20 protein-coding genes are annotated in these 19553 nt (G+C 59.1%); 18 read left to right on the top strand and 2 right to left on the bottom strand.

The window, feature by feature from the left end; genetic code table 11:
- From kdsB to murB, 3 genes are all read left to right on the top strand, one after another.
- Window positions 1–591, top strand: a 591-nt coding sequence (kdsB, locus tag HUJ17_RS04070) for a 3-deoxy-manno-octulosonate cytidylyltransferase (RefSeq protein ID WP_290509471.1), incomplete at its 5' end; no start/stop codon positions are given.
- Complete coding sequence (locus HUJ17_RS04065) at window positions 588–1061, top strand: low molecular weight protein-tyrosine-phosphatase (RefSeq protein WP_290509470.1); 474 nt, start codon at window positions 588–590, stop codon at window positions 1059–1061. The genes kdsB and HUJ17_RS04065, both read left to right, overlap by 4 nt.
- Window positions 1058–2089 carry a UDP-N-acetylmuramate dehydrogenase gene (gene murB / locus HUJ17_RS04060; RefSeq protein WP_290509469.1) on the top strand — a complete coding sequence of 344 codons (1032 nt, stop codon included), beginning with the start codon at window positions 1058–1060 and terminating at the stop codon, window positions 2087–2089. The genes HUJ17_RS04065 and murB overlap by 4 nt, the downstream gene beginning before the upstream one ends.
- A 284-nt stretch (window positions 2090–2373) precedes the next feature.
- Here the strand turns inward: murB and rne are convergent, their stop codons facing one another.
- On the bottom strand, window positions 2374–5634 hold the full coding sequence (gene rne, locus HUJ17_RS04055) for a ribonuclease E (protein ID WP_290509468.1): 3261 nt from the start codon (window positions 5632–5634) through the stop codon (window positions 2374–2376).
- Between the two features lie 723 nt (window positions 5635–6357).
- Between rne and HUJ17_RS04050 the strand changes: the two genes are divergently transcribed.
- From HUJ17_RS04050 to sppA, 3 genes are read left to right on the top strand one after another with little or no spacing between them, the layout of a single operon-like run.
- Window positions 6358–7311: an RluA family pseudouridine synthase gene (locus tag HUJ17_RS04050; protein ID WP_290509467.1), complete on the top strand. Its 954-nt coding sequence runs from the start codon at window positions 6358–6360 to the stop codon at window positions 7309–7311.
- Window positions 7308–7985: an HAD-IA family hydrolase gene (locus tag HUJ17_RS04045; protein WP_290509466.1), complete on the top strand. Its 678-nt coding sequence runs from the start codon at window positions 7308–7310 to the stop codon at window positions 7983–7985. Before HUJ17_RS04050 ends, HUJ17_RS04045 begins: the two co-directional genes overlap by 4 nt.
- On the top strand, window positions 7986–8960 hold the full coding sequence (gene sppA, locus HUJ17_RS04040; RefSeq protein ID WP_290509465.1) for a signal peptide peptidase SppA: 975 nt from the start codon (window positions 7986–7988) through the stop codon (window positions 8958–8960).
- A 73-nt stretch (window positions 8961–9033) separates the two neighbouring features.
- Here sppA and HUJ17_RS04035 read toward each other — a convergent pair whose 3' ends face one another.
- Window positions 9034–9624 (bottom strand): nucleoside triphosphate pyrophosphatase, encoded by a 591-nt coding sequence (locus HUJ17_RS04035; RefSeq protein WP_290509464.1) that lies wholly within the window; start codon window positions 9622–9624, stop codon window positions 9034–9036.
- A 220-nt stretch (window positions 9625–9844) separates the two neighbouring features.
- On the opposite strand from HUJ17_RS04035, the gene HUJ17_RS04030 reads away from it, so the two are divergent.
- From HUJ17_RS04030 to HUJ17_RS03975, 12 genes are all read left to right on the top strand, one after another.
- A complete protein-coding gene (locus tag HUJ17_RS04030) occupies window positions 9845–10360 on the top strand; it encodes a YceD family protein (RefSeq protein ID WP_290509463.1) in 516 nt (171 codons plus the stop codon).
- A gap of 33 nt (window positions 10361–10393) precedes the next feature.
- A complete protein-coding gene (gene rpmF, locus HUJ17_RS04025; RefSeq protein ID WP_035247326.1) occupies window positions 10394–10582 on the top strand; it encodes a 50S ribosomal protein L32 in 189 nt (62 codons plus the stop codon).
- A gap of 179 nt (window positions 10583–10761) precedes the next feature.
- Entirely contained in the window at window positions 10762–11787 is a 1026-nt protein-coding gene (gene plsX / locus HUJ17_RS04020) for a phosphate acyltransferase PlsX (protein ID WP_290509462.1), read from the top strand.
- Between the two features lie 85 nt (window positions 11788–11872).
- On the top strand, window positions 11873–12802 hold the full coding sequence (fabD, locus tag HUJ17_RS04015; RefSeq protein WP_290509461.1) for an ACP S-malonyltransferase: 930 nt from the start codon (window positions 11873–11875) through the stop codon (window positions 12800–12802).
- Between the two features lie 2 nt (window positions 12803–12804).
- Window positions 12805–13536, top strand: a complete 732-nt coding sequence (gene fabG / locus HUJ17_RS04010) for a 3-oxoacyl-ACP reductase FabG (protein ID WP_290509460.1) — start codon at window positions 12805–12807, stop codon at window positions 13534–13536.
- A gap of 186 nt (window positions 13537–13722) precedes the next feature.
- Window positions 13723–13956 (top strand): acyl carrier protein, encoded by a 234-nt coding sequence (gene acpP, locus HUJ17_RS04005; protein WP_290509459.1) that lies wholly within the window; start codon window positions 13723–13725, stop codon window positions 13954–13956.
- A gap of 249 nt (window positions 13957–14205) precedes the next feature.
- Window positions 14206–15444 (top strand): beta-ketoacyl-ACP synthase II, encoded by a 1239-nt coding sequence (gene fabF, locus HUJ17_RS04000; protein ID WP_290509458.1) that lies wholly within the window; start codon window positions 14206–14208, stop codon window positions 15442–15444.
- Window positions 15444–16244, top strand: coding sequence for an aminodeoxychorismate lyase (gene pabC, locus HUJ17_RS03995; RefSeq protein ID WP_290509457.1), 801 nt, complete (start codon window positions 15444–15446; stop codon window positions 16242–16244). Before fabF ends, pabC begins: the two co-directional genes overlap by 1 nt.
- Before the next feature lie 172 nt (window positions 16245–16416).
- The gene (gene mltG, locus HUJ17_RS03990) at window positions 16417–17475 is read left to right on the top strand and encodes an endolytic transglycosylase MltG (protein ID WP_290509456.1); all 1059 of its coding nucleotides are present in this window, start codon (window positions 16417–16419) and stop codon (window positions 17473–17475) included.
- Entirely contained in the window at window positions 17472–18098 is a 627-nt protein-coding gene (tmk, locus tag HUJ17_RS03985) for a dTMP kinase (protein WP_290509455.1), read from the top strand. The genes mltG and tmk overlap by 4 nt, the downstream gene beginning before the upstream one ends.
- Window positions 18089–19096: a DNA polymerase III subunit delta' gene (locus HUJ17_RS03980; protein ID WP_290509454.1), complete on the top strand. Its 1008-nt coding sequence runs from the start codon at window positions 18089–18091 to the stop codon at window positions 19094–19096. The genes tmk and HUJ17_RS03980 overlap by 10 nt, the downstream gene beginning before the upstream one ends.
- A 90-nt stretch (window positions 19097–19186) precedes the next feature.
- On the top strand, window positions 19187–19534 hold the full coding sequence (locus HUJ17_RS03975; RefSeq protein ID WP_062816575.1) for a PilZ domain-containing protein: 348 nt from the start codon (window positions 19187–19189) through the stop codon (window positions 19532–19534).
- Window positions 19535–19553 lie beyond the last annotated feature (19 nt).

The following is a 19553-nucleotide window of genomic DNA, read 5'->3' as shown; positions in this document are numbered from 1 at the left end:
GCTCTGGAGGGGCAGGTTCCGGTGGTGATGACCCGGGAGGATCACCCTTCCGGTACCGACCGTCTTCAGGAAGTGGCCGCCAAGCTGGAATTGGCCGATGACGATATCATTGTCAATGTGCAGGGTGATGAGCCACTGATTCCGCCGTCGGTGATCAACCAGGTGGCTGCTAACCTGGCTGCCAATCCAGCCTGTCAGATGGCCACCCTGTGTGAACCTATCGAAGATGCCGATCATCTGTTCAATCCCAATGTGGTGAAAGTGGTGTTCGATGATGATGGTCGAGCGCTGTATTTTTCCCGGGCGCCGATTCCCTGGCATCGCGATGCCTTTGCCGATGGGGGGCGGGATATCAGCGGTGGCCAATGGTGGCGGCATATCGGTATTTATGCCTATCGGGTGTCTTTTTTGCACCAGTATGTGCAATGGCCGCCGGCCACACTGGAGCAACTGGAATCTCTGGAGCAGCTTCGGGCCATGGCCAATGGGGTGGCTATTCATGTGGCGCCGGCCATTGAGGCAGTGCCGGGTGGGGTTGATACCCAGGCGGACCTGGAGCGCCTGCGTGTGCAACTGGGAGGGCAGGCATGACAGTATCCGTACTCTTTGTCTGTCTCGGTAATATCTGTCGTTCGCCTACCGCTGAAGCGGTTTTCCGTGAGCGGGTGATAGCCGCCGGGCTGGAAGAGCAAATCCTTATCGACAGCGCCGGTACCGGTGACTGGCATATCGGCCGAGCCCCGGACCCACGAACCCGGGAAGCGGCGGCTCGTCGAGGCTACCAGATGGATTCCCTGCGCGCTCGTCAGGTGAGCCCGCAGGATTTCTACGAGTTTGACGTGGTGCTGGCCATGGACAATGCCAACCTGTCGGATCTGCAGGCCATGCAGCCGGCGGATGTCACTGTCACGCTCGGGCGCTTTCTGGATTACGCCAGCGGGGCTGCTGTGAGCGAGGTGCCAGACCCCTACTATGGTGGCGAGGACGGCTTTGACCGGGTGCTGGATTTGATTGAAGGCGGTGCCGACGGACTGCTGGATGCACTGCGAGAGCGCCTATGAGCCAGCTCCAGCCACCGTTAGTGGAAACGGATGCGGATCTGAGCGCACTCAATACCCTGCGCCTGCCTGCCCGTGCCCAACGACTGGCCAGGCCGGCTACCCTGGATGCCCTCGAACAGGTGCTGGCCGAACGTGACCCGGCCGAGCCGTTGCAGGTGATCGGCGAGGGCAGCAATCTGGTTATCAATGACGATTTGCCCGGTATTACTCTGTGTCCGGCCATGGACGGTATGGCCCGGGTGAAAGAGGACGCGCAGTTCGTCTGGGTCGCCGCGGGGGCCGGGGTGCACTGGGATGATCTGGTGGCCTGGACGGTGGAGCAGGGCTGGCAGGGACTGGAGAACCTGTCGTTGATTCCCGGTACTGCGGGGGCGGCGCCATTCCAGAATATCGGTGCCTATGGGGTGGAGCTGTCCCAGGTGCTGGAGCAGGTCACAGTAATGGAAGTGGCCACCGGCCGGGTGACTCACTTTGCTGCCGAAGACTGTGAATTTGCCTATCGGGACAGCCGCTTCAAAAGCCGCGACCGGGGCCGCTATGTGATTACCGGTATCGAGTTGCGCCTTAACAAGGTGCCGGCCTGTAATGTGAGTTATGGGCCTCTGAAGGAGCTCTTTGGGCATTTGCCTGCCGGAGATGTATTGCCGGCGGCGGTACGCGAGCGGGTGATCGCCGTGCGCCAGAGTAAGCTGCCAGACCCGGCGGTGCTGGCCAATGCCGGCAGTTTTTTCAAAAACCCGGTGGTGAGCATCGACAAGGCGGGGCAACTGAAAAAGAGCTTCCCGGGTCTGGTGGGCTATGAGCAGCCCGAGGGCATCAAGCTGGCCGCCGGCTGGCTGATCGAACAGGCTGGCTGGAAAGGGCGTCGACTTGGCCCTGTGGGCATGCACAGCGAGCAGGCCCTGGTGCTGGTCAACCACGGTGGTGCCACCAGTGAAGATGTGCTGGCACTGGCCTCTGCGGTGCGTCGGGATGTGTGGGAACGTTTCGGTGTCAGCCTTGAGCAGGAACCCATCCTGCTACCGTAGAAACGCGCAATTCCGCTCCGCTGTAGGAGCGTGCTTGCACGCGAAAGGTGCGGCTGCTGGCAGCCCTTCTGCAACGGAACGCCGAGCGCTGAATTTCTCACCACCGTCACAGATTGCGTAGGGTGCACTGAGCCTAAGGCGAACTGCACCATTCAAACGCCGGATCGGTGCAGTTCGCCTTAGGCTCAGTGCACCCTACGTCTTGGAAGCCGCGGGTGTTGCACCCATAAAAAAGCCCCGCTCAATGAGCGGGGCTTTTTTTATGGGTGAAGTGTCGGCTTACCTCAGGATTCTGAGGAAGCGTCCTCTTCAGCGGCTTTGGCGGCGGCTGCCGCTTCTGCCTGTTGCTGCCGGCGGCGCTGGCGCGGGTCGTTGCTGGCCCGGCCCATTTCTGCAGCGGCGGGTTTGGCTTCGGCGCGTACCGCTTTCACCTCAGTGGCCCGGCTCGGTAGTTCATTGGCTTCCGGCTTCGGGGCCTCTTTTGGCTTTTCCGCTTCACGGGGAGCCGGCGCAGTGCGCTGGTAGCCCGGTTGACGCGGATCATTGCTCGCTCGGGCCGAGGCATCACCCTCGGCGGCGCTTTCTTCTGCCACCGGTGCGCTGGCGGCCGGCTTGTCTTCCGCTTGAGCCGGAGCTGGGGCTTCTGCAGCTGGCGCCTTGGTTGGAGCGTCTGCCTTGGCCGTATCCTGCGTTTGCTGCGGCTCAGGTTGCTCAGGTGCCTTGGCTGCGGCCGGTTGCGGTGCAGCTGCGGGCTGCTCGGCTTTGGGCTCGTCGGCTTTCGGTGTTTCGGCCTGGTGAGCGTCAGTTTCCTGGGCGGGTTTCTCTGCAGCAGGCGCTGGCGCTGCCGGTTTTTCTTCCCGCTTCTCGGGCGCTTCAGCTTGAGGTTCCGCCTGAGCGTTTACTGGCGGCTCTTCGTTTGCCTGCTGCTCGGGTTGCGGCTCTGCTTTCGGCGCTTGCGGCTTTTCCGCAACCGGGGCCGGGGCGGCAGGCTGATCTGCTGTTTGCGCCTTGGCGTCTTTCTCTACCTTTTCGACTTTGGCAGTTTCCTGCGGCTGTGCCGGCTTGGCAGCGCTTTCAGTCTGAGCTTTCTCGGTTTTCTCAACCTTGGTGGCTGCCTGAGGCTGCTCACCAGCAGTCGGTTCCTGTGCCGGAACCAGCTTCGCCGGCGGATGGCCTTCGTTGTCCATCACCGTTGGCTGGGCAGGGGCGCGAGTCGATTGTGGCTTGTCGTCCTGCTTTACGTTGCGGGCCGGCTGGGCCTTCTGCTCGCCAGCGGGCTTGTCGCCATTGGCGGCGGATTTTGCCGGACGCTGACGTTCGCGCAGCGGACGGTCATCCTTGGCCTCGTTGCGACGGGGCGCCTTGGGACCCTTGCTGTCGCTGTTGCCTTCGGTGTTGTCCTGCTGCTGGGGCTTCTTGTTACGTGGCTTGTTGCCGCCATCGCTCTTGTCGCCCTTGTTGTCGTTGCGACCGTCGTTACGGTTGTCGCCGCCACGGTTGTCGTTGCGGTTACGACGATTGTCGTTACGGCCGCGACGCTCGTTGCGGTTGTCGTCCTTGTTGTCGCCGGAGCGCTCTGCAGAACGGTTGTCGCCACGATTGTCGGACTGGCGGTTGTCGCTCTTGCGATTGCCACCGTCCTTGTCGTTCTGGCGTTTGTTGCGCGGGTTGCGATTATCGTTATCGCCACCCTTGCCGCCACTCTTGCTGGCGTCCTGCTTGTTACGGTTGTCGTTACGGTTGCGGTTGTTGCCGCCGCGACCACCGCGGGTGTTCTGCTGGCGCGGGCTACCCTTGCCCTGGGGCTGGGGTTTCTTGGCCTTGGGCTGCTTGGGCTCGCTGGTAAAGATCTGCGCCAGCCAGGTGAAGAAACGGGCCAGGATGCCCAGATTCTCTGTCGTGGTAGCCGCGGGTGCCGGAGCCGGTTTCGGCGGTGGCGGGGCGGTGTCCGGCGCCATCAGTTTGACGGCCGGCTCCTGGGTCTTGATTTCGGTGTCCTGGGCGGAGGCGATATCCGCATCCTTGTTCCCTTCCAGCAGTTCCAGTTCATGGCTGGGCTGGGCGATGGTCTGGTCATCACGAATCCGTTCTACCTCGAAATGCGGGGTTTCCAGATTCTGGTTGGGAATGATGACCACACGAACATTGTGCGCATCTTCGATGGCGCGCAGGGGTTCGCGTTTTTCGTTGAGCAGGTAGGTGGCTACAGCCACCGGCACCTGGGCCTGGATCTCGCCAGTGCGCTCTTTCATTACCTCTTCTTCGATGAGGCGCAGGATGCTCAGAGCCAGGGATTTCACATCACGGATATGGCCCTGACCGTTACAGCGCGGGCAGACGATGCTGGAGGTTTCCCCCAGGCTCGGGCGCAGCCGCTGACGGGACAGCTCGAGCAGACCGAATCGGGAAATGCGCCCCAGCTGGATGCGAGCGCGGTCGGCTTCCAAGGCATCGCGCATGCGATTTTCCACATCCCGCTGGTTGCGGGCCGGGCCCATGTCGATGAAGTCCACCACGATCAGGCCGCCGATATCACGCAACCGCAACTGGCGGGCGATTTCATCCGCCGCTTCCAGGTTGGTGTTCAGGGCGGTTTCCTCGATGTCCGCGCCCTTGGTGGCACGGGAGGAGTTGATGTCGATGGACACCAGCGCTTCGGTGGGATCGATAACAATGGAGCCACCGGAAGGTAGCTTCACTTCGCGCTCAAAGGCGGTCTCGATCTGGGACTCGATCTGGAAGCGTGAGAACAGCGGGGTTTCGTCGCTGTACAGTTTGATCTTGTGCTGGAAGTCCTGCATCACCTGCTGCACGAAGCCCTGGGCCTCGTCGTAGACTTTTTTGGAATCGATCAGGACTTCGCCGATGTCCTTGCGCAGGTAGTCGCGGATGGCACGGATGATGACGTTGGATTCCTGATAGATCAGGAAGGGCGCCTTGCGATCCTTGGAGGCATCGTCGATGGAATTCCACAACTTCAGCAGGTAGTTCAGGTCCCACTGCAGTTCCTCGGCGCTGCGGCCCAGCCCGGCGGTACGCACGATCACACCCATTTCATCGGGGATGGTCAGCGCGCCCAGGGCTTCCTTGAGCTGCTGGCGTTCTTCCCCCTCAATGCGGCGGGAAATGCCACCGGCACGGGGGTTGTTGGGCATCAATACCAGATAACGACCGGCCAGGCTGATGAAGGTGGTGAGGGCGGCGCCCTTGTTGCCACGTTCTTCCTTGGCTACCTGGATGATGACTTCCTGACCTTCCTTGATCACTTCCTTGATGTTGATACGACCCTGGATGTCTTTCGGGTCTTTCTGGAAGTACTGGCGAGAAATTTCCTTGAGGGGAAGAAAACCGTGACGCTCGGCGCCGAAATCTACAAACGCGGCTTCCAGGGACGGTTCCACCCGGGTGATCTTGCCTTTATAGATGTTGGCTTTTTTCTGTTCACGGGTTCTGTGTTCGATATCCAGGTCATACAGCCGTTGGCCGTCGACCAGTGCCACCCGAACCTCTTCAGGGTGAGTGGCGTTAATAAGCATACGTTTCATGGTGCTACCACAAGGTTGTGGTGGCATGTGGCAGGGCCGGAATGTAACCGGTAGCAGACCAGGGGGAGTGCTGGCAGGCTTGTCACGGGCAGGGCGCACGCGGGGCGTGTTTAATCGCTTTCCTGGGTGATGATTGTGCCTGAGTCAGCGGCTCTCCGAGTTGTGTGCAATGTTTAGTGCGTAATCGTACTGGCAATGGGCCAGTCTGTAATGCTTCACGCTATTGCCGTGGTTAGCGTCACACAGCAATGTGTAAACTCTTGTCTGTCTGTTTTCCAGGTCGTTTGACCGGCGCTGCAGCCACCATCGTTAATGTTCAGGGTCCGTCATCGGACGCTGTTTAAATGGGTTCATCTGCAGCGTTTGCCCACACTGCAATCTGCGAATGGGCGATAACGCTTTGTTGTAGACCTGAGGCGGGCTCTGTCTTCTCGGCTATGCCGGAGCGGGCCGGACGGCGAATGTTCGCTGCGCGTCGCCGTCGCCTATATTCAGGTCGACGCTTGACTATAGCAGCAAAAGCCAAAGGGGATCAATCAGATAGGAACAGTGCAGTGAATAGTGAATAATTAATAATTAATAGTTAAAAGCTATAAAAGATCATAGGTTTATAGTTTTATTCGGTGCGGTTTCGTTGCTTTCAGGTGGTTATGCGCGGCATTCGTGCAGCTATTCATTATTCACTATTAACTATTCATTGCTCTTTTCTATAGAATCGCCGCCATGTCAGACGAGACCCCCGCAGCGGATCGTGTCAGCTTCGTGACCATCGACGAAGGCCGTCACGGTCAACGCCTGGACAATTTCCTCTTCACCCACCTCAAAGGGGTGCCCAAGTCCCGTGTCTACCGGATTATCCGTTCCGGGGAAGTGCGGGTGAATAAAGGGCGTGCCAAACAGACCACCCGGCTGGCAACGGGGGATGTGGTGCGGATTCCGCCGATTCGTACCAGCGAATCCGAAGCGCCGCCGGTGGTCAGCAGCGGGCTCACCGAGCGCCTCAGTCGGGCCTGTGTTTACGAGGATGACCAGCTTTTCATCTTCAACAAGCCCGCCGGGCTGGCAGTGCATGGCGGCAGTGGGGTGAGTCTGGGGCTGATTGAAGCCTTGCGGGTGATTCACCCTGAGGAAAAAGAGATGGAGCTGGTGCACCGGCTGGACCGGGATACCAGTGGCCTGATCATGGTGGCCCGCAAGCGCGCCTTTCTGCGCAAGCTGCAGCGGCTGATGCAGGCTGGCCAGATAGAGAAACGCTACTGGTTGCTCTGCCAGGGGTTCAAGGGCAAGGAGCGCACCATGGAGGCGCCACTGCTGAAAATGCAGAACGGCAACGAGCGGATTGTTCGTGTATCCCGGGAAGGAAAGGCGTCTGTTACCCATTTTCGCATGTTGGAGCGACTGGCGGACGCACAGTTAGTGGAGGCCACGTTGGAGACCGGTCGAACCCATCAGATTCGTGTTCATAGCCAGTTTGGCGGGTTCCCTTTGCTGGGTGATGACAAGTACGGCACCGACAAGGGTGCCGCATTATTGGCCAGTATCGGTCACAAACGGTTGTGCTTGCATGCCCGAACCCTGGTCTTTCCTCATCCCAATACCGGCAAGAAGCTGACCATTACCGCGCCGCTGGATGAAGATTTCGAGGCTATTCTGAAAACCCTTCGAGGTGCCCGGTGAACTATGATCTGGTGATTTTTGACTGGGATGGCACGGTGATGGATTCCACCGGGCGTATTGTCAGCTGTATGCAGCTGGCGGCGGTAGATCTGGGCCTTCCTTCACTGCCCGATGAAGCTGTGCGCGGCATTATCGGGCTGGGTTTGCCGGAGGCCATCGGTACCCTTTACCCGGTGCTGGACGCTGGGGGAATCGAATCCATGCGTGAGCGCTATGCCTTCCACTTTATTGCGGCAGAGACCACCCCCAGCGCCCTCTATCCCGGTGCCGAGTCGTTGTTGACCGGGCTGCGGGAAGCGGGGATGAAGCTGGCGGTGGCCACCGGTAAAAGTCGCAAGGGGTTGCAGCGGGTGTGGGGCAATACCGGGTTGGACCGTTACTTCCATGCGTCCCGGTGTGCCGACGAAAGTCACTCCAAGCCGCACCCGGCCATGGTGTTGGAGTTGCTTGATGAGATGTCGGTGCCGGCACAACGAGCTATTGTAGTGGGTGATACCACCTTCGATCTGGATATGGCCCGGGCCGCCGGCGTTGACCGTGTGGCTGTCAGTTATGGCGCTCATCCGGTAGAGAAGCTGTTGCCTTGTGAGCCTTTGGCTGTCATTGATAGATTGCATCATCTGCTGCCCGTGCTGGGGCTGGCAGGGACCGAACTGGTTACGGAGAGTCTGTAAATGGAAAATCAGTCCCCTTCATCCCGTCCCGGGAATGAGCGTGAATGGAAACTCATCGAGAAATTGCTGGGCCAGGCCCAGGAAGAGCATCGCAAATCCCGCCGTTGGGGGATTTTCTTCAAGATCCTGACTTTCGTTTACCTGTTCGTATTGCTTTTCATCATGCTGCCGGGCAAGGCTGGCGACACTATAAAGGTGGCTGAGGATCATGTGGGCTTTGTCAACGTGTCTGGTGTGATTGCCCCGGACCAGGATGCCAGTGCCGACATGATTGTTACCGGGCTAACACGGGCTTTTGAGGCAGAAAATACCAAGGCAATCGTTCTCAAGATCAATAGCCCGGGTGGCTCGCCTGTTCAGTCCAATCAGGTGTATGACGCTATCAAGCGTTTACGCGCCGAATATCCTGAGAAGAAGGTTTACGCTGCGATCACTGATCTGGGGGCTTCCGGAGCGTACTATATTGCTTCAGCCGCAGATGAAATCTATGCGGACCCGTCCAGCATCGTGGGTTCCATCGGTGTCATTATGGCCGGCTTCGGCTTTCAGGAAGCCGCGGAGAAGCTGGGTGTTGAGCGTCGCGTACTCACCGCCGGTGAAAACAAGGCGGTGATGGATCCGTTCTCCCCGATCACACCGGATGATCGTAAGCACATGCAGACCATGCTGGATGAAATTCACCAGCAGTTTATTACCGCAGTGAAGAATGGTCGCGGCGATCGTCTGAAGGCGGATGCTCACCCGGAGATCTTCTCGGGCCTGTTCTGGACCGGTGAAAAGGCCATGGATCTGGGACTGGTGGATGGTCTCAAGAGCCCCGGGAATGTGGCTCGGGATGTGGTCGGTCTGGAGGAGATGGTGAACTACAGTGTAAGCCGTTCTCCCTTTGAGGAGTTTGTTCGTCGCTTTGGTGTGTCCATCGGGGAAGGTGTCGCCAACAAGCTGGGCCTGTCAGCAGCGCCGGAAATTCGCTGAGATAGTTAGAGCTACTAGCTAGAAAAACCGGGTTCCGAAAGCGAAATCGCTTTCGGAACCCGCGCTCCTTCCTTTAAAGGGGCAGGGACATGCCTTCCGCTGCCAGGAACTCCGTCAGCAAAATCAATGGCAGGCCGACCAGAGTGTTGGGGTCGCGGCCTTCCAGTGCCTTGAACAGGACAATGCCCAGTCCCTCGGATTTGAAGCTGCCGGCGCAATTGAGAGGTTGTTCTGCGTCTACATAGCGCTCGATCTGTTCCGGGCGAAGGGTGCGAAATTGCACATGGAAAGGGTCGCAGGCCACCTGGGTTCGTCCGGTGGCGGTATTAAGCAGGCACAGGCCGGTAAGAAAGGTAACCCTTTGGCCGCTGGCTGCACTGAGCTGCTCAATGGCCTTTTCCCGGGAGCCGGGCTTTCCCAGCACCTGATCTCCAATCACCGCCACCTGGTCCGAGCCTATGATCAGGGTATCCGGGTGGTCACCGGCCAGGGCCTCGGCTTTTTCCCGGGCCAGGCGCATTACCAGTTCCAGCGGGGCTTCGCCCGCCAGCCGGGATTCATCGATATCCGGACTCTGGTGGATAAATTTCAGTCCCAGCTTGTCCAATAACTGGCGGCGGAAAGGCGAGGACGAGGCAAGTAACAGGGCAGGGGTGTCGGTCATGATTATCTCCGCTTCTGGCGCGGCAGAGTGTAGTGATTTTCCCTTGATGGAAGAAGGGCCGAGAGCCGATAAAACGGGTAAAATGGTATCGTCAGGCCTGATTTATGCACTCTGCCTGGCAATCTTTTTCCCGGTTACGAAAAACTCTTTTGGCGTCAGCGATTTAGCTGGCCACATTAACTTTGACAGGCGGGCCTTGCGGCCCTAGAATTGCGCGCTTATGTTTTCAGGGCAACTGCCACAGTTCCTCGATCCCCGCAAATACGCGGATCAGGGTCGCGTCGTTGAGGGCCAGCTTACCGTTGGAGACCTGCCACGCCTGCAGGATTACCGCGAAAGTCTGGACCAGCCGGTAGCAATATCACTGGCGTTCGGTCGTGATGAAGAGGGGCATCGGCGTATCGAGGGCGAGGTCAGCACGAAGTTGGTGCTGCCATGCCAGCGCTGCCTGGAGCCAGTGACGTGTGACGTGCAGGCGACCATTAATGTGGCGCTGGTATGGAACGAGGATCAGGCCAAGGCGTTGCCGGAGCGACTGGACCCCTGGCTGGTCGGTGATGAACCCATGGTGCTAACCGACCTGCTCGAAGAGGAATTGTTGCTGGCCATGCCGTTGGTGGCACTGCATGACTCTTGCCCGACAGCTTTACCGCACGAAAGCGGTAAACCTGAGAAACAGGAAAACGCGGATAACCCTTTTGCCGTGCTGGCCAAATTAAAAGGTCAAGGCAAGTAAATTCAGGCTGAATAAACGCCCGAGGAGTTCGAAATGGCTGTTCAGAAGAACCGTAAAACCCGTTCCAAGCGCGGCATGCGCCGTTCTCACGACGCGCTGACTTCTGCCGCGCTGACCGAAGATACCAACACCGGTGAAGTTCACCGTCGTCACCATATTTCCCCGGACGGCATGTATCGTGGCCGCCAGGTGATTCGTCAGGTCGAAACCGACGACGAATAAGTGACGCGGGAGCCTCGGGCTCCCGTTTTGCTGTGTGCCTGTTGGGCACCACGAAAATCCTCCTCCGGGAGGATTTTTTGTAAGTGGCCATTTTGTAAGCGAATAAGAAGTCACCATGTTTCCATGGGCGGAAATTTGTCAGAATAGCCGCCGCTCAATTGATAACAAGGAAACAGCCCATGTCGGTTGTGACGTTGGCGGTGGATGCCATGGGGGGAGATCACGGTCTTGCCGTGACAGTGCCCGCCGTGGCAACAATGCTTTCCCGTCAGGAACATCTGCACATTATTCTCGTCGGTCAGCCTGAACCGCTGGCAGATGCCATAAAGAAGGCTGGTCTTGATGGCCATGCCCGCGTCACTGTCCAGCCCGCCAGCGAACTGGTGGCCATGGATGATTCTGTGGCCGTAGCGATGCGCCAGAAGAAAGACTCTTCCATGCGTGTGGCCATCAATATGGTCAAGGAAGGTCGCGCCCAGGCAGCGGTCAGTGCCGGTAATACCGGTGCCCTGATGGCGGTGAGTCGCTTCGTGCTCAAGACCCTGCCCGGGGTGGATCGTCCGGCCATCTGTACTGCCATTCCCACCGTGTCCGGCCATTGCCATATGCTGGATCTGGGCGCCAATGTGGATTCCGAACCCGAACACCTGTTGCAGTTTGCCCTGATGGGGCAGGCCCTGGTCAATGCGGTGGATGGCGTGCGCCACCCTAGAGTGGCCCTGCTCAACATCGGCGAGGAAGACATCAAGGGCAATGAACAGATCAAGGAGGCCGCCGGACTGCTGCGTGATGCCCCGAACATTAATTATGCCGGCTTTATCGAGGGCGACGGCATCTTTGCCGGTGAAGCTGACGTGGTGGTCTGCGACGGCTTCGTGGGCAATGTATCGCTGAAGACCATGGAAGGCGTGGCCAAGATGCTCAAGAACATGATTCGTGAAGAGGCGGAGCGTTCCTGGTTGCGCAAGCTTTCCGCCTTGCTGGCCCTGCCGGTGTTTCGTGGCCTGAAGTCGCGCATGGACCCGGACCGTTACAACGGTGCCAGCCTGGTCGGTCTGCGGGGGGTGGTGGTGAAAAGTCATGGTGGCACCACCGTGGAAGGGTTCGCCAGTGCCCTGGAAGTGGCCGAACTGGAAGCCCGCCGCAATGTGCCAGCGTTGATTCGCGATGCCCTGGCGCCAGCAGGCAACGACGCTGCCGAATAGCACATTCATACTTTGTTGCAGGGTGAGCCGGACAGCAAAGCGCTAAGTCGGCATACTGCGACCAGATCAAATAAGGGGATAGTGAATGTCCAAAACCGCTTTTATTTTTCCCGGCCAGGGCTCGCAGAGCCTTGGCATGCTCGCTGACTTTGCCGATCGTCCGGCGGTAAAGCAGACCTTTCAGGAAGCCTCTGGCGCCCTTGGCCTGGATATCTGGGCCCTTTGCCAGGATGGCCCTCAGGAAGCCCTGAACCAGACTGAGAACACCCAGCCCCTGCTGCTCACCGCCGGTGTTGCCCTGTGGCGACTGTGGGAACAGAGCGGTGGCCCGCGCCCCGATTTCCTGGCGGGACATAGCCTGGGCGAGTACACCGCGCTGACCTGTGCGGGTGTGATGACCCTGGGCGATGCGGTACGTCTGGTGCGTACCCGCGGCCAGCTGATGCAGCAGGCCGTGGCCGAGGGTGAAGGCAAGATGGCAGCGGTGTTGGGTCTGGATGATGATCAGGTCCGCGCAGCCTGTGCACAGGCTGCGGAAGGTGACGTGGTGGAAGCGGTGAACTTCAATGCACCGGGGCAGGTAGTGATTGCCGGCTCTGCGGCAGCAGTGGAGCGTGCCATCTTTGCCTGCAAAGAAGCGGGCGCAAAACGTGCCATGCCTTTGCCGGTCAGCGTGCCGTCACATTGTGCGCTGATGAAGCCGGCGGCGGATCAATTGGCAGAAACCCTCAACGCCACCAGCTTTCATGCAGCGGAAATGCCCGTCATCAACAATGTGGATGTGGCCATGGAAACCGCGCCGGAACAGATCCGCGAGGCGCTGATCCGTCAGCTATATTCGCCGGTGCGCTGGGTGGAAACCATCCAGGCCCTGAAAGAGCAGGGTGTCAGCCACGTGTATGAATGCGGGCCGGGCAAGGTGCTCAGTGGTCTGATCAAACGGATCGACCGGGATATTGCCGCCCGTCCGCTGGAAACCGGAGAGGCCTTCGAGGTTGCTCTGAAAGGAGAATAAGGATGTCAGAAAAGAAAATCGCGCTGGTCACTGGCGCCAGCCGAGGCATCGGCCGTGCCATCGCCGAACAGCTGGTCGCAGACGGTTTTTTCGTGGTTGGTACCGCCACCTCGGAAAAGGGCGCTGCCGCCATCGGTGATGCACTGGGAGCCAATGGCGCCGGCAAGGTGCTGAACGTGACTGACAAGGAATCCGTGACCAGCACGCTGAAGAGCATCAACGACGAGTTCGGTGCACCGCTGGTATTGGTGAACAATGCGGGCATTACCCGCGACAACATCATGCTGCGCATGAAAGATGACGAGTGGGAAGATGTCATCGATACCAACCTCAATTCCCTCTATCGGGTCAGCAAGGCCTGTCTGAAAGGTATGACCAAGGCCCGTTGGGGGCGCATTATCAATATCAGTTCCGTGGTCGGTACCATGGGCAACGCGGGCCAGGCGAACTATGCCGCCGCCAAGGGCGGGGTAGAAGGTTTCACCCGCGCATTGGCGCGGGAGCTTGGCTCACGTAACATCACTGTGAATTCCGTGGCGCCGGGCTTTATCCAGACGGACATGACGGAGGCTCTGCCGCAAGCGCAGAAAGACGCGCTTCTTGCAGGGATTCCGCTGGCCCGTTTGGGGCAGCCGGGGGAAATTGCCAGTGCTGTTGGCTGGCTTGCCAGTGAGGGTGGCGGTTACGTCACCGGCACTACTTTGCATGTCAATGGCGGCATGTTTACCGGATAGCCCAAAAAGAGGGCGCCGGAGGGTTTCTGGAAAAGCGGTCTAATGTACTGTTTTTACAGAAGAAAATATTTGGAAAAACTTGAGTTTACGGCACTGGCTCGGTTGGGTTGCAAGCGCAAACAGCGTTCACCTAGAATAGCCGCTGACAGGTGCTAGCACACCATTAATCAGGAGAGTTATAGGATCATGAGCAGCATCGAAGAACGCGTACAGAAAATCATCGTTGAACAACTGGGTGTTAAGCCGGAAGACGTAAAATCAGAAGCGTCCTTCGTTGAAGATCTGGGTGCCGACTCCCTGGACACCGTTGAGCTGGTGATGGCCCTGGAAGAAGAGTTCGAAACTGAAATTCCGGACGAGGAAGCGGAGAAAATCAGCACCGTTCAGTCCGCTGTGGATTACATCAAGTCCCACAGCTGATTTCAGTTGCTGACGCAGCATCAAGAAAGCCGCAAGGTTCCATGAACTTGCGGCTTTTTTGTTGCTGCTGAAGAGGTCGTTCGGTTGTCATCATATTCAGGCAAGGTGAACGGCGCTTTTCGGGTTCAGGCATGAGATCAATGTTGATTTTGCTTACACAACGGCGACGAGCATAACGGCGCTTTGTAGTAATCTTGTCGCATAGAAAGAATGGTAGTACCCCAAAAATAAAGGATGGGAGGTATTCGGGTGACGTCACGGCGAGTAGTGATCACAGGTCTGGGAATGTTGACGCCGCTGGGAGCGGATGTGGCTTCCACCTGGGAAGGTATCAAGGCGGGCAAGAGCGGTATCCGGAACATTGAACATTTCGATACCGAGTCCTTTTCCACGCGTTTTGCCGGCCTGGTACCGGAATTCGACATAGCCGATTACCTGTCTCCGAAAGATGCCCGCAAGATGGATGTCTTTATTCAGTATGGTCTGGTAGCGGCCATTCAGGCCATCCGTGATGCCGGTCTGGATATGGACAAGGAAGATGGTGACCGGGTCGGTGCGGCTTTCGGCTCCGGTATCGGTGGCCTGACCAATATTGAAGACAACCACCGCAAGCTACTGGATTCCGGCCCGCGCAAGCTGTCGCCATTCTTTGTGCCGGGCACCATCATCAACATGATTGCCGGCAACCTGGCCATCATGTACGGCATGAAAGGGCCTAACTTCGCCACTGTGACTGCCTGCACCACCGGCACCCATAACATCGGGTTTGCCGCCCAGCAGATCATGCTGGGGCAGGCGGACGTGATGGTGGCCGGTGGCGCCGAGAAAGGCTCTACACCGCTGGGCATGGGTGGCTTTGCTGCAGCGCGAGCGCTGTCGACCCGCAATGACGATCCACAGGGCGCCAGTCGTCCCTGGGACAAGGGCCGTGATGGCTTTGTGCTGGCTGATGGTGCCGGTGCGGTGGTGCTGGAAGACTACGAGCATGCCAAAGCTCGTGGGGCTACCATCTATGCAGAGCTGGCCGGTTTCGGCATGAGCGACGATGCCTATCACATTACCGCACCGGCGGAAGGTGGCGTGGGTGCCATGAAAGCCATGGAAAATGCCCTGCGCAATGCGGGGGTTTCCCCACAGGAAGTGGATTACATCAACGCTCATGGCACCTCCACTCAGATGGGCGATGTGGCCGAAATTGCCGCCATCAAGTCCTTGTTTGGCGACCATGCCGAGAAGCTGGCGGTGAGTTCCACCAAATCCATGATCGGTCACCTGCTGGGTGCGGCCGGTGCGGTTGAGGCGATCTTCTCCATTCTTGCCATCCGTGATTCCATCGCACCGCCAACCATCAACCTGCATGAGCCGGACGAAGGCTGTGATCTGAATCTGGTGGCCAACACGGCCCAGCAACGGAATATCGACTACGCCCTGTCCAACTCCTTCGGTTTCGGCGGTACCAACGGAACCCTGCTGTTCAAGAAGGTGTGATGGTTGATCCCCGTGATCGAGGATTGGCCTACGGCGATGGGCTGTTTGAAACCCTGAGGGTGACAGCGAATGGCGTGTTACCACTCTGGCCTTGGCACCTTCGGCGTTTGCAGCACGGTGCCCGGGTGCTGGGCCTGCCATTCTTGCCGGAAAGCCGTTATCTGTCGGCTGTTGAAGAGGGGGTGGCTGCCCTGGATGGAAAACCCGGTGTGGTCAAACTGACTGTCACTCGGGGCCCTGGAGGGCGTGGTTATCTGCCTCCCTCGAACCCGCAGCCAACCTTGCTGTGCCAGGCGGGGCCGTTGCCCGTCTGGTCCAATCAGCTGCGTGAGCAGGGCCTTGTGCTGGGCTTATGTGGTGAGCCATTGCATCCGGAGTCCCTGGCCGGGCTCAAGCATCTCAATCGTCTTCCCCAGGTACAGGCCCGCCGTGAGGTAGCTCGCCAGGGCTGGCACGAAGGGCTATTGCTCAGCCCTCGCCGCCAACCCCTGGAAGCCACGGCCATGAATCTGTTTGCCCGCTTTGATGGCTATTGGTGGACGCCGGACCTGCAGGCGGCCCGGGCTGGTGTGGCAGGGGTGATGCGTGAGTGGCTCCGTGAGCACTTGATCGAGCGGGGAGAGACGGTGGTTTGTGATCTGCGGCCGCTGTCACAGCTTGTCGATGCTCAGGGACTGTTTCTGTGCAACAGTGTTGTCGGCGTGCTCCCGGTGCGTAAACTGGCGCAATGGCAGTGGCCGGTACCGGATTCCGTGCTGCAATTGCAGCACTCTGCAGATGCGCTCTTCCTGTCACGGTAAACCCGCTGGCAATCTGTGTGAGACAATCAGGGGCAAAATAGCCACCCTTTGAAGAAAGTGGTTCTGAGCAGTTTGTGCTTTCCTTTCTGCCTTATGTTACCCGCAGTGCTATCGTTACTGCTTTGGCAAAGAATTTATTTCATTCCGCAAAACAGGCCCTACAATTTCTCTCATGCGTAAACAAATTCGAATTTTCGGACTGCTGGTTGTGCTGGTGGTGGTGGCCGTTCCTCTGGTAACAGCCTGGATCAGTAGTTACCTGCATCAGCCCTTGCCGCTGACAGAGCCACGTGTCGTCGAGGTCCAACGCGGTTCGGGGTTAAGCCAGGTGCTGCACGGGTTGAAAAAACAGGGCTTGCTGGGAGATGGTTACCAGGCGGATTTTCGCCGTTTAGGTGCCCGTATCTACAGCAGCCTGACCGACATGGACGGGCGTATGCATGTGGGGGAATATCGTCTGCGACCCGGTGACTCCCTGCTAAGCCTGCTGGAAAAAATAGATCGCGGCGAAGTGATTCAGCGCAGTTTGACCCTGGTGGAAGGCTGGAATTTCCGTGAACTGCGTCTGCGGCTGGCAGCCCAGGAAGGCCTGACCCATACCCTGGACAGCCTTACCGATGAGCAGATCATGGAAAAACTGGGGCGTCCGGACTTGCACCCGGAAGGCTGGTTTGCACCGGAAACCTATTTTTATACTCGTGGCACCTCTGACCTGACCATCCTGCGGCGGGCGCTGGAGCGGCAGGAAGGCGTACTGGAAGAGGCCTGGTCACAGAAAGCGGATGACCTGCCCATCGATAGCCCCTACGAAGCCTTGATCCTCGCGTCCATCATTGAGAAGGAAACCGGGGTGCCGGACGAGCGCCCGGAAATTGCCGGGGTCTTCACCAACCGGTTGCGCAGGGGCATGCGTTTACAGACCGACCCCACTGTGATCTACGGCATGGGAGAGGCGTACAACGGCAATATCCGTCGCTCTGATCTGCGCCGTCACACCCCCTACAACACCTATACGATTTCAGGGTTGCCGCCCACGCCCATCGCCATGCCCGGACGGGAAGCGATTCTGGCGGCGGTAAATCCGGCGGAAACCGAATCCCTGTACTTCGTTGCCCGGGGGGATGGCAGCCACTACTTTTCCAAAACCCTGGCCCAGCACCAGAAGGCCGTGCGCGATTATCAGCTGCGCCGCCGCGAAGGTTATCGTTCTTCGCCGGGAGGCTCACAGTGAGTGGCCGTTTCATCACGCTGGAAGGCGGCGAAGGGGCCGGCAAGAGCAGCAATCTGGATTGGCTTGCCACCCGGTTGCGCGAGGCGGGTAAGACCGTGCTGGTAACGAGGGAGCCGGGTGGTACCCCGCTGGCGGAATCCATTCGCAATGTCCTGCTGGCGCCCAGCGATGAAAAAATGGCGGATGACACCGAGCTGCTGCTGGTGTTCGCCGCCCGGGCCCAGCACCTGGCGGAAAAGATTCGCCCGGCTCTGGAGCGGGGCGACTGGGTGTTGAGTGACCGTTTTGTGGATGCTACCTGGGCCTATCAGGGGGCAGGGCGAGGTCTTGATCGGGACGCCATTGGCCGGCTGGAGCAGTTGGTGGTCCGCGATACCCGGCCAGACATGACGTTGCTGTTTGATGTGCCGGTGGAGGTGGGAATGGCCCGTGCCGGTAAACGGGCGGCGCTGGACCGCATCGAACAAGAAGACCGGGCGTTTTTCGAGCGGATTCGCCAGTGTTACCAGGAACGGGCCAGCAACGAACCGGACCGTTTTCGTGTGCTGGATGCCTCGTGTCCGCTGGATCAGGTCCGTGCCCAGTTACAGCCGCTGCTGGAGGAAATGCTCACGTGGAAGTAACCCGAGCCCGTATCCAGGTACCGTGTCCCTGGCATCAGGACACTATGGCCCAGCTGCTGGATCAGCATCAGCAGGGGCGCCTTCCCCATGCGCTGCTGATCACCGGCGCGAAAGGTATCGGCAAGTTGCGGCTGGCGGAGTCCCTGGCGCAGACATTGCTCTGTGACAAACCTGCCGGTGGTCTGCCCTGTGGTCAGTGTCAAGGCTGCCAGTTGAGTACGGCAGGCACTCACCCGGATCTGCACCGGCTCAGCCCGGAAGACAAGAGCCGGGCGATCAAAATCGATCAGGTGCGTAAGCTGGTGGGCTTTGCCACCCGTACCGCCCAGTACAGTGGTTACCGTGTGGCGATTGTCGCGCCAGCAGAAGCGCTCAACCGCAATGCCCAGAATGCCCTGCTCAAGACCCTTGAAGAGCCCGGTGGGCAAACGCTGCTGTTGCTGGTCTGCGATCAGCCGACGTTGTTGCTGCCGACAATTCGCAGCCGCTGTCAGCAGCGTATCCTGCCGCTGCCGCCCCAGGAGCAGGCGCTGGACTGGTTGCAGAGCCAGGTAGGGGAGAGCGCCCGCTCGTTGCTGGATGCGGCTCAGGGTGCGCCTCTGCGGGCTCTGGCGCTGGAACAGGCAGAATGGTTTGCTGATAGGGCCCGTTTGCTGGAAGTGTTGGTGTCGGTGGCGGAAGGGCGCCAGTCCGTTGCCCAGGCCTCACCGATGTTGTCCAGGCATGACCCAACGGAAATGTCCGGGGTGATTTATGGCTGGCTGTCCCGCTGCCTGAATCAGGCCTATTCCGGGCAGCAGAGCGCGGACCCGTCACTGGCGCCCTTGCTGTCCCGGTTGTCCCGGGCGGTTCCGCCGGCGCGCCTGCTGCGCGCAGCCCAGCGGGTACTGGAAGGGCGACGGGCATTGATGTCCGGGGCCAACCCCAACAAGGACCTGCTCTACGAACAGTGGCTGCTGGTGCTGGTGGGCGTTGACGCTGCGGCGGCAGCCCTCTAATCTTTACGCTATTAATAATAAAGTCTTACTGGTTGTGCCAGGCCGCTCAGAGCTATGGGAACAGCCGGTATGTCACACGAGGCACCCCCTATGAAAATGCCTGGCGGCCGCAGCGGCATCCTGTCGCTTTCCATCAAGGACAAGGCGGTACTGTATTCCGCTTACATGCCCTTCATCACCAATGGCGGCCTGTTCATTCCCACCGACAAGCAATACAAGCTGGGTGAGGAAATCTTCCTGTTGCTCAACATCATGGATGAGCCGGACAAGATCCCGGTGGCCGGCAAGGTGGTCTGGATTACCCCGAAAGGCGCTCAGGGCAATCGCAGTGCCGGTATCGGCGTGCAGTTCTCCGACCAGGACGACACTGCCCGGGTCACCATCGAAAACCATCTGGCCGGCTCCCTGGAATCCGACCGTCCTACCCATACCATGTGACAGGCTTTTACCACAGAGG

The sequence above is a fragment of the Alcanivorax sp. genome, from assembly GCF_014762765.1.
GTDB lineage: Bacteria > Pseudomonadota > Gammaproteobacteria > Pseudomonadales > Alcanivoracaceae > Alcanivorax.
Note: the sequence above shows the minus strand (reverse complement) of the source record. Positions and strands in the feature narration are given on the sequence as shown.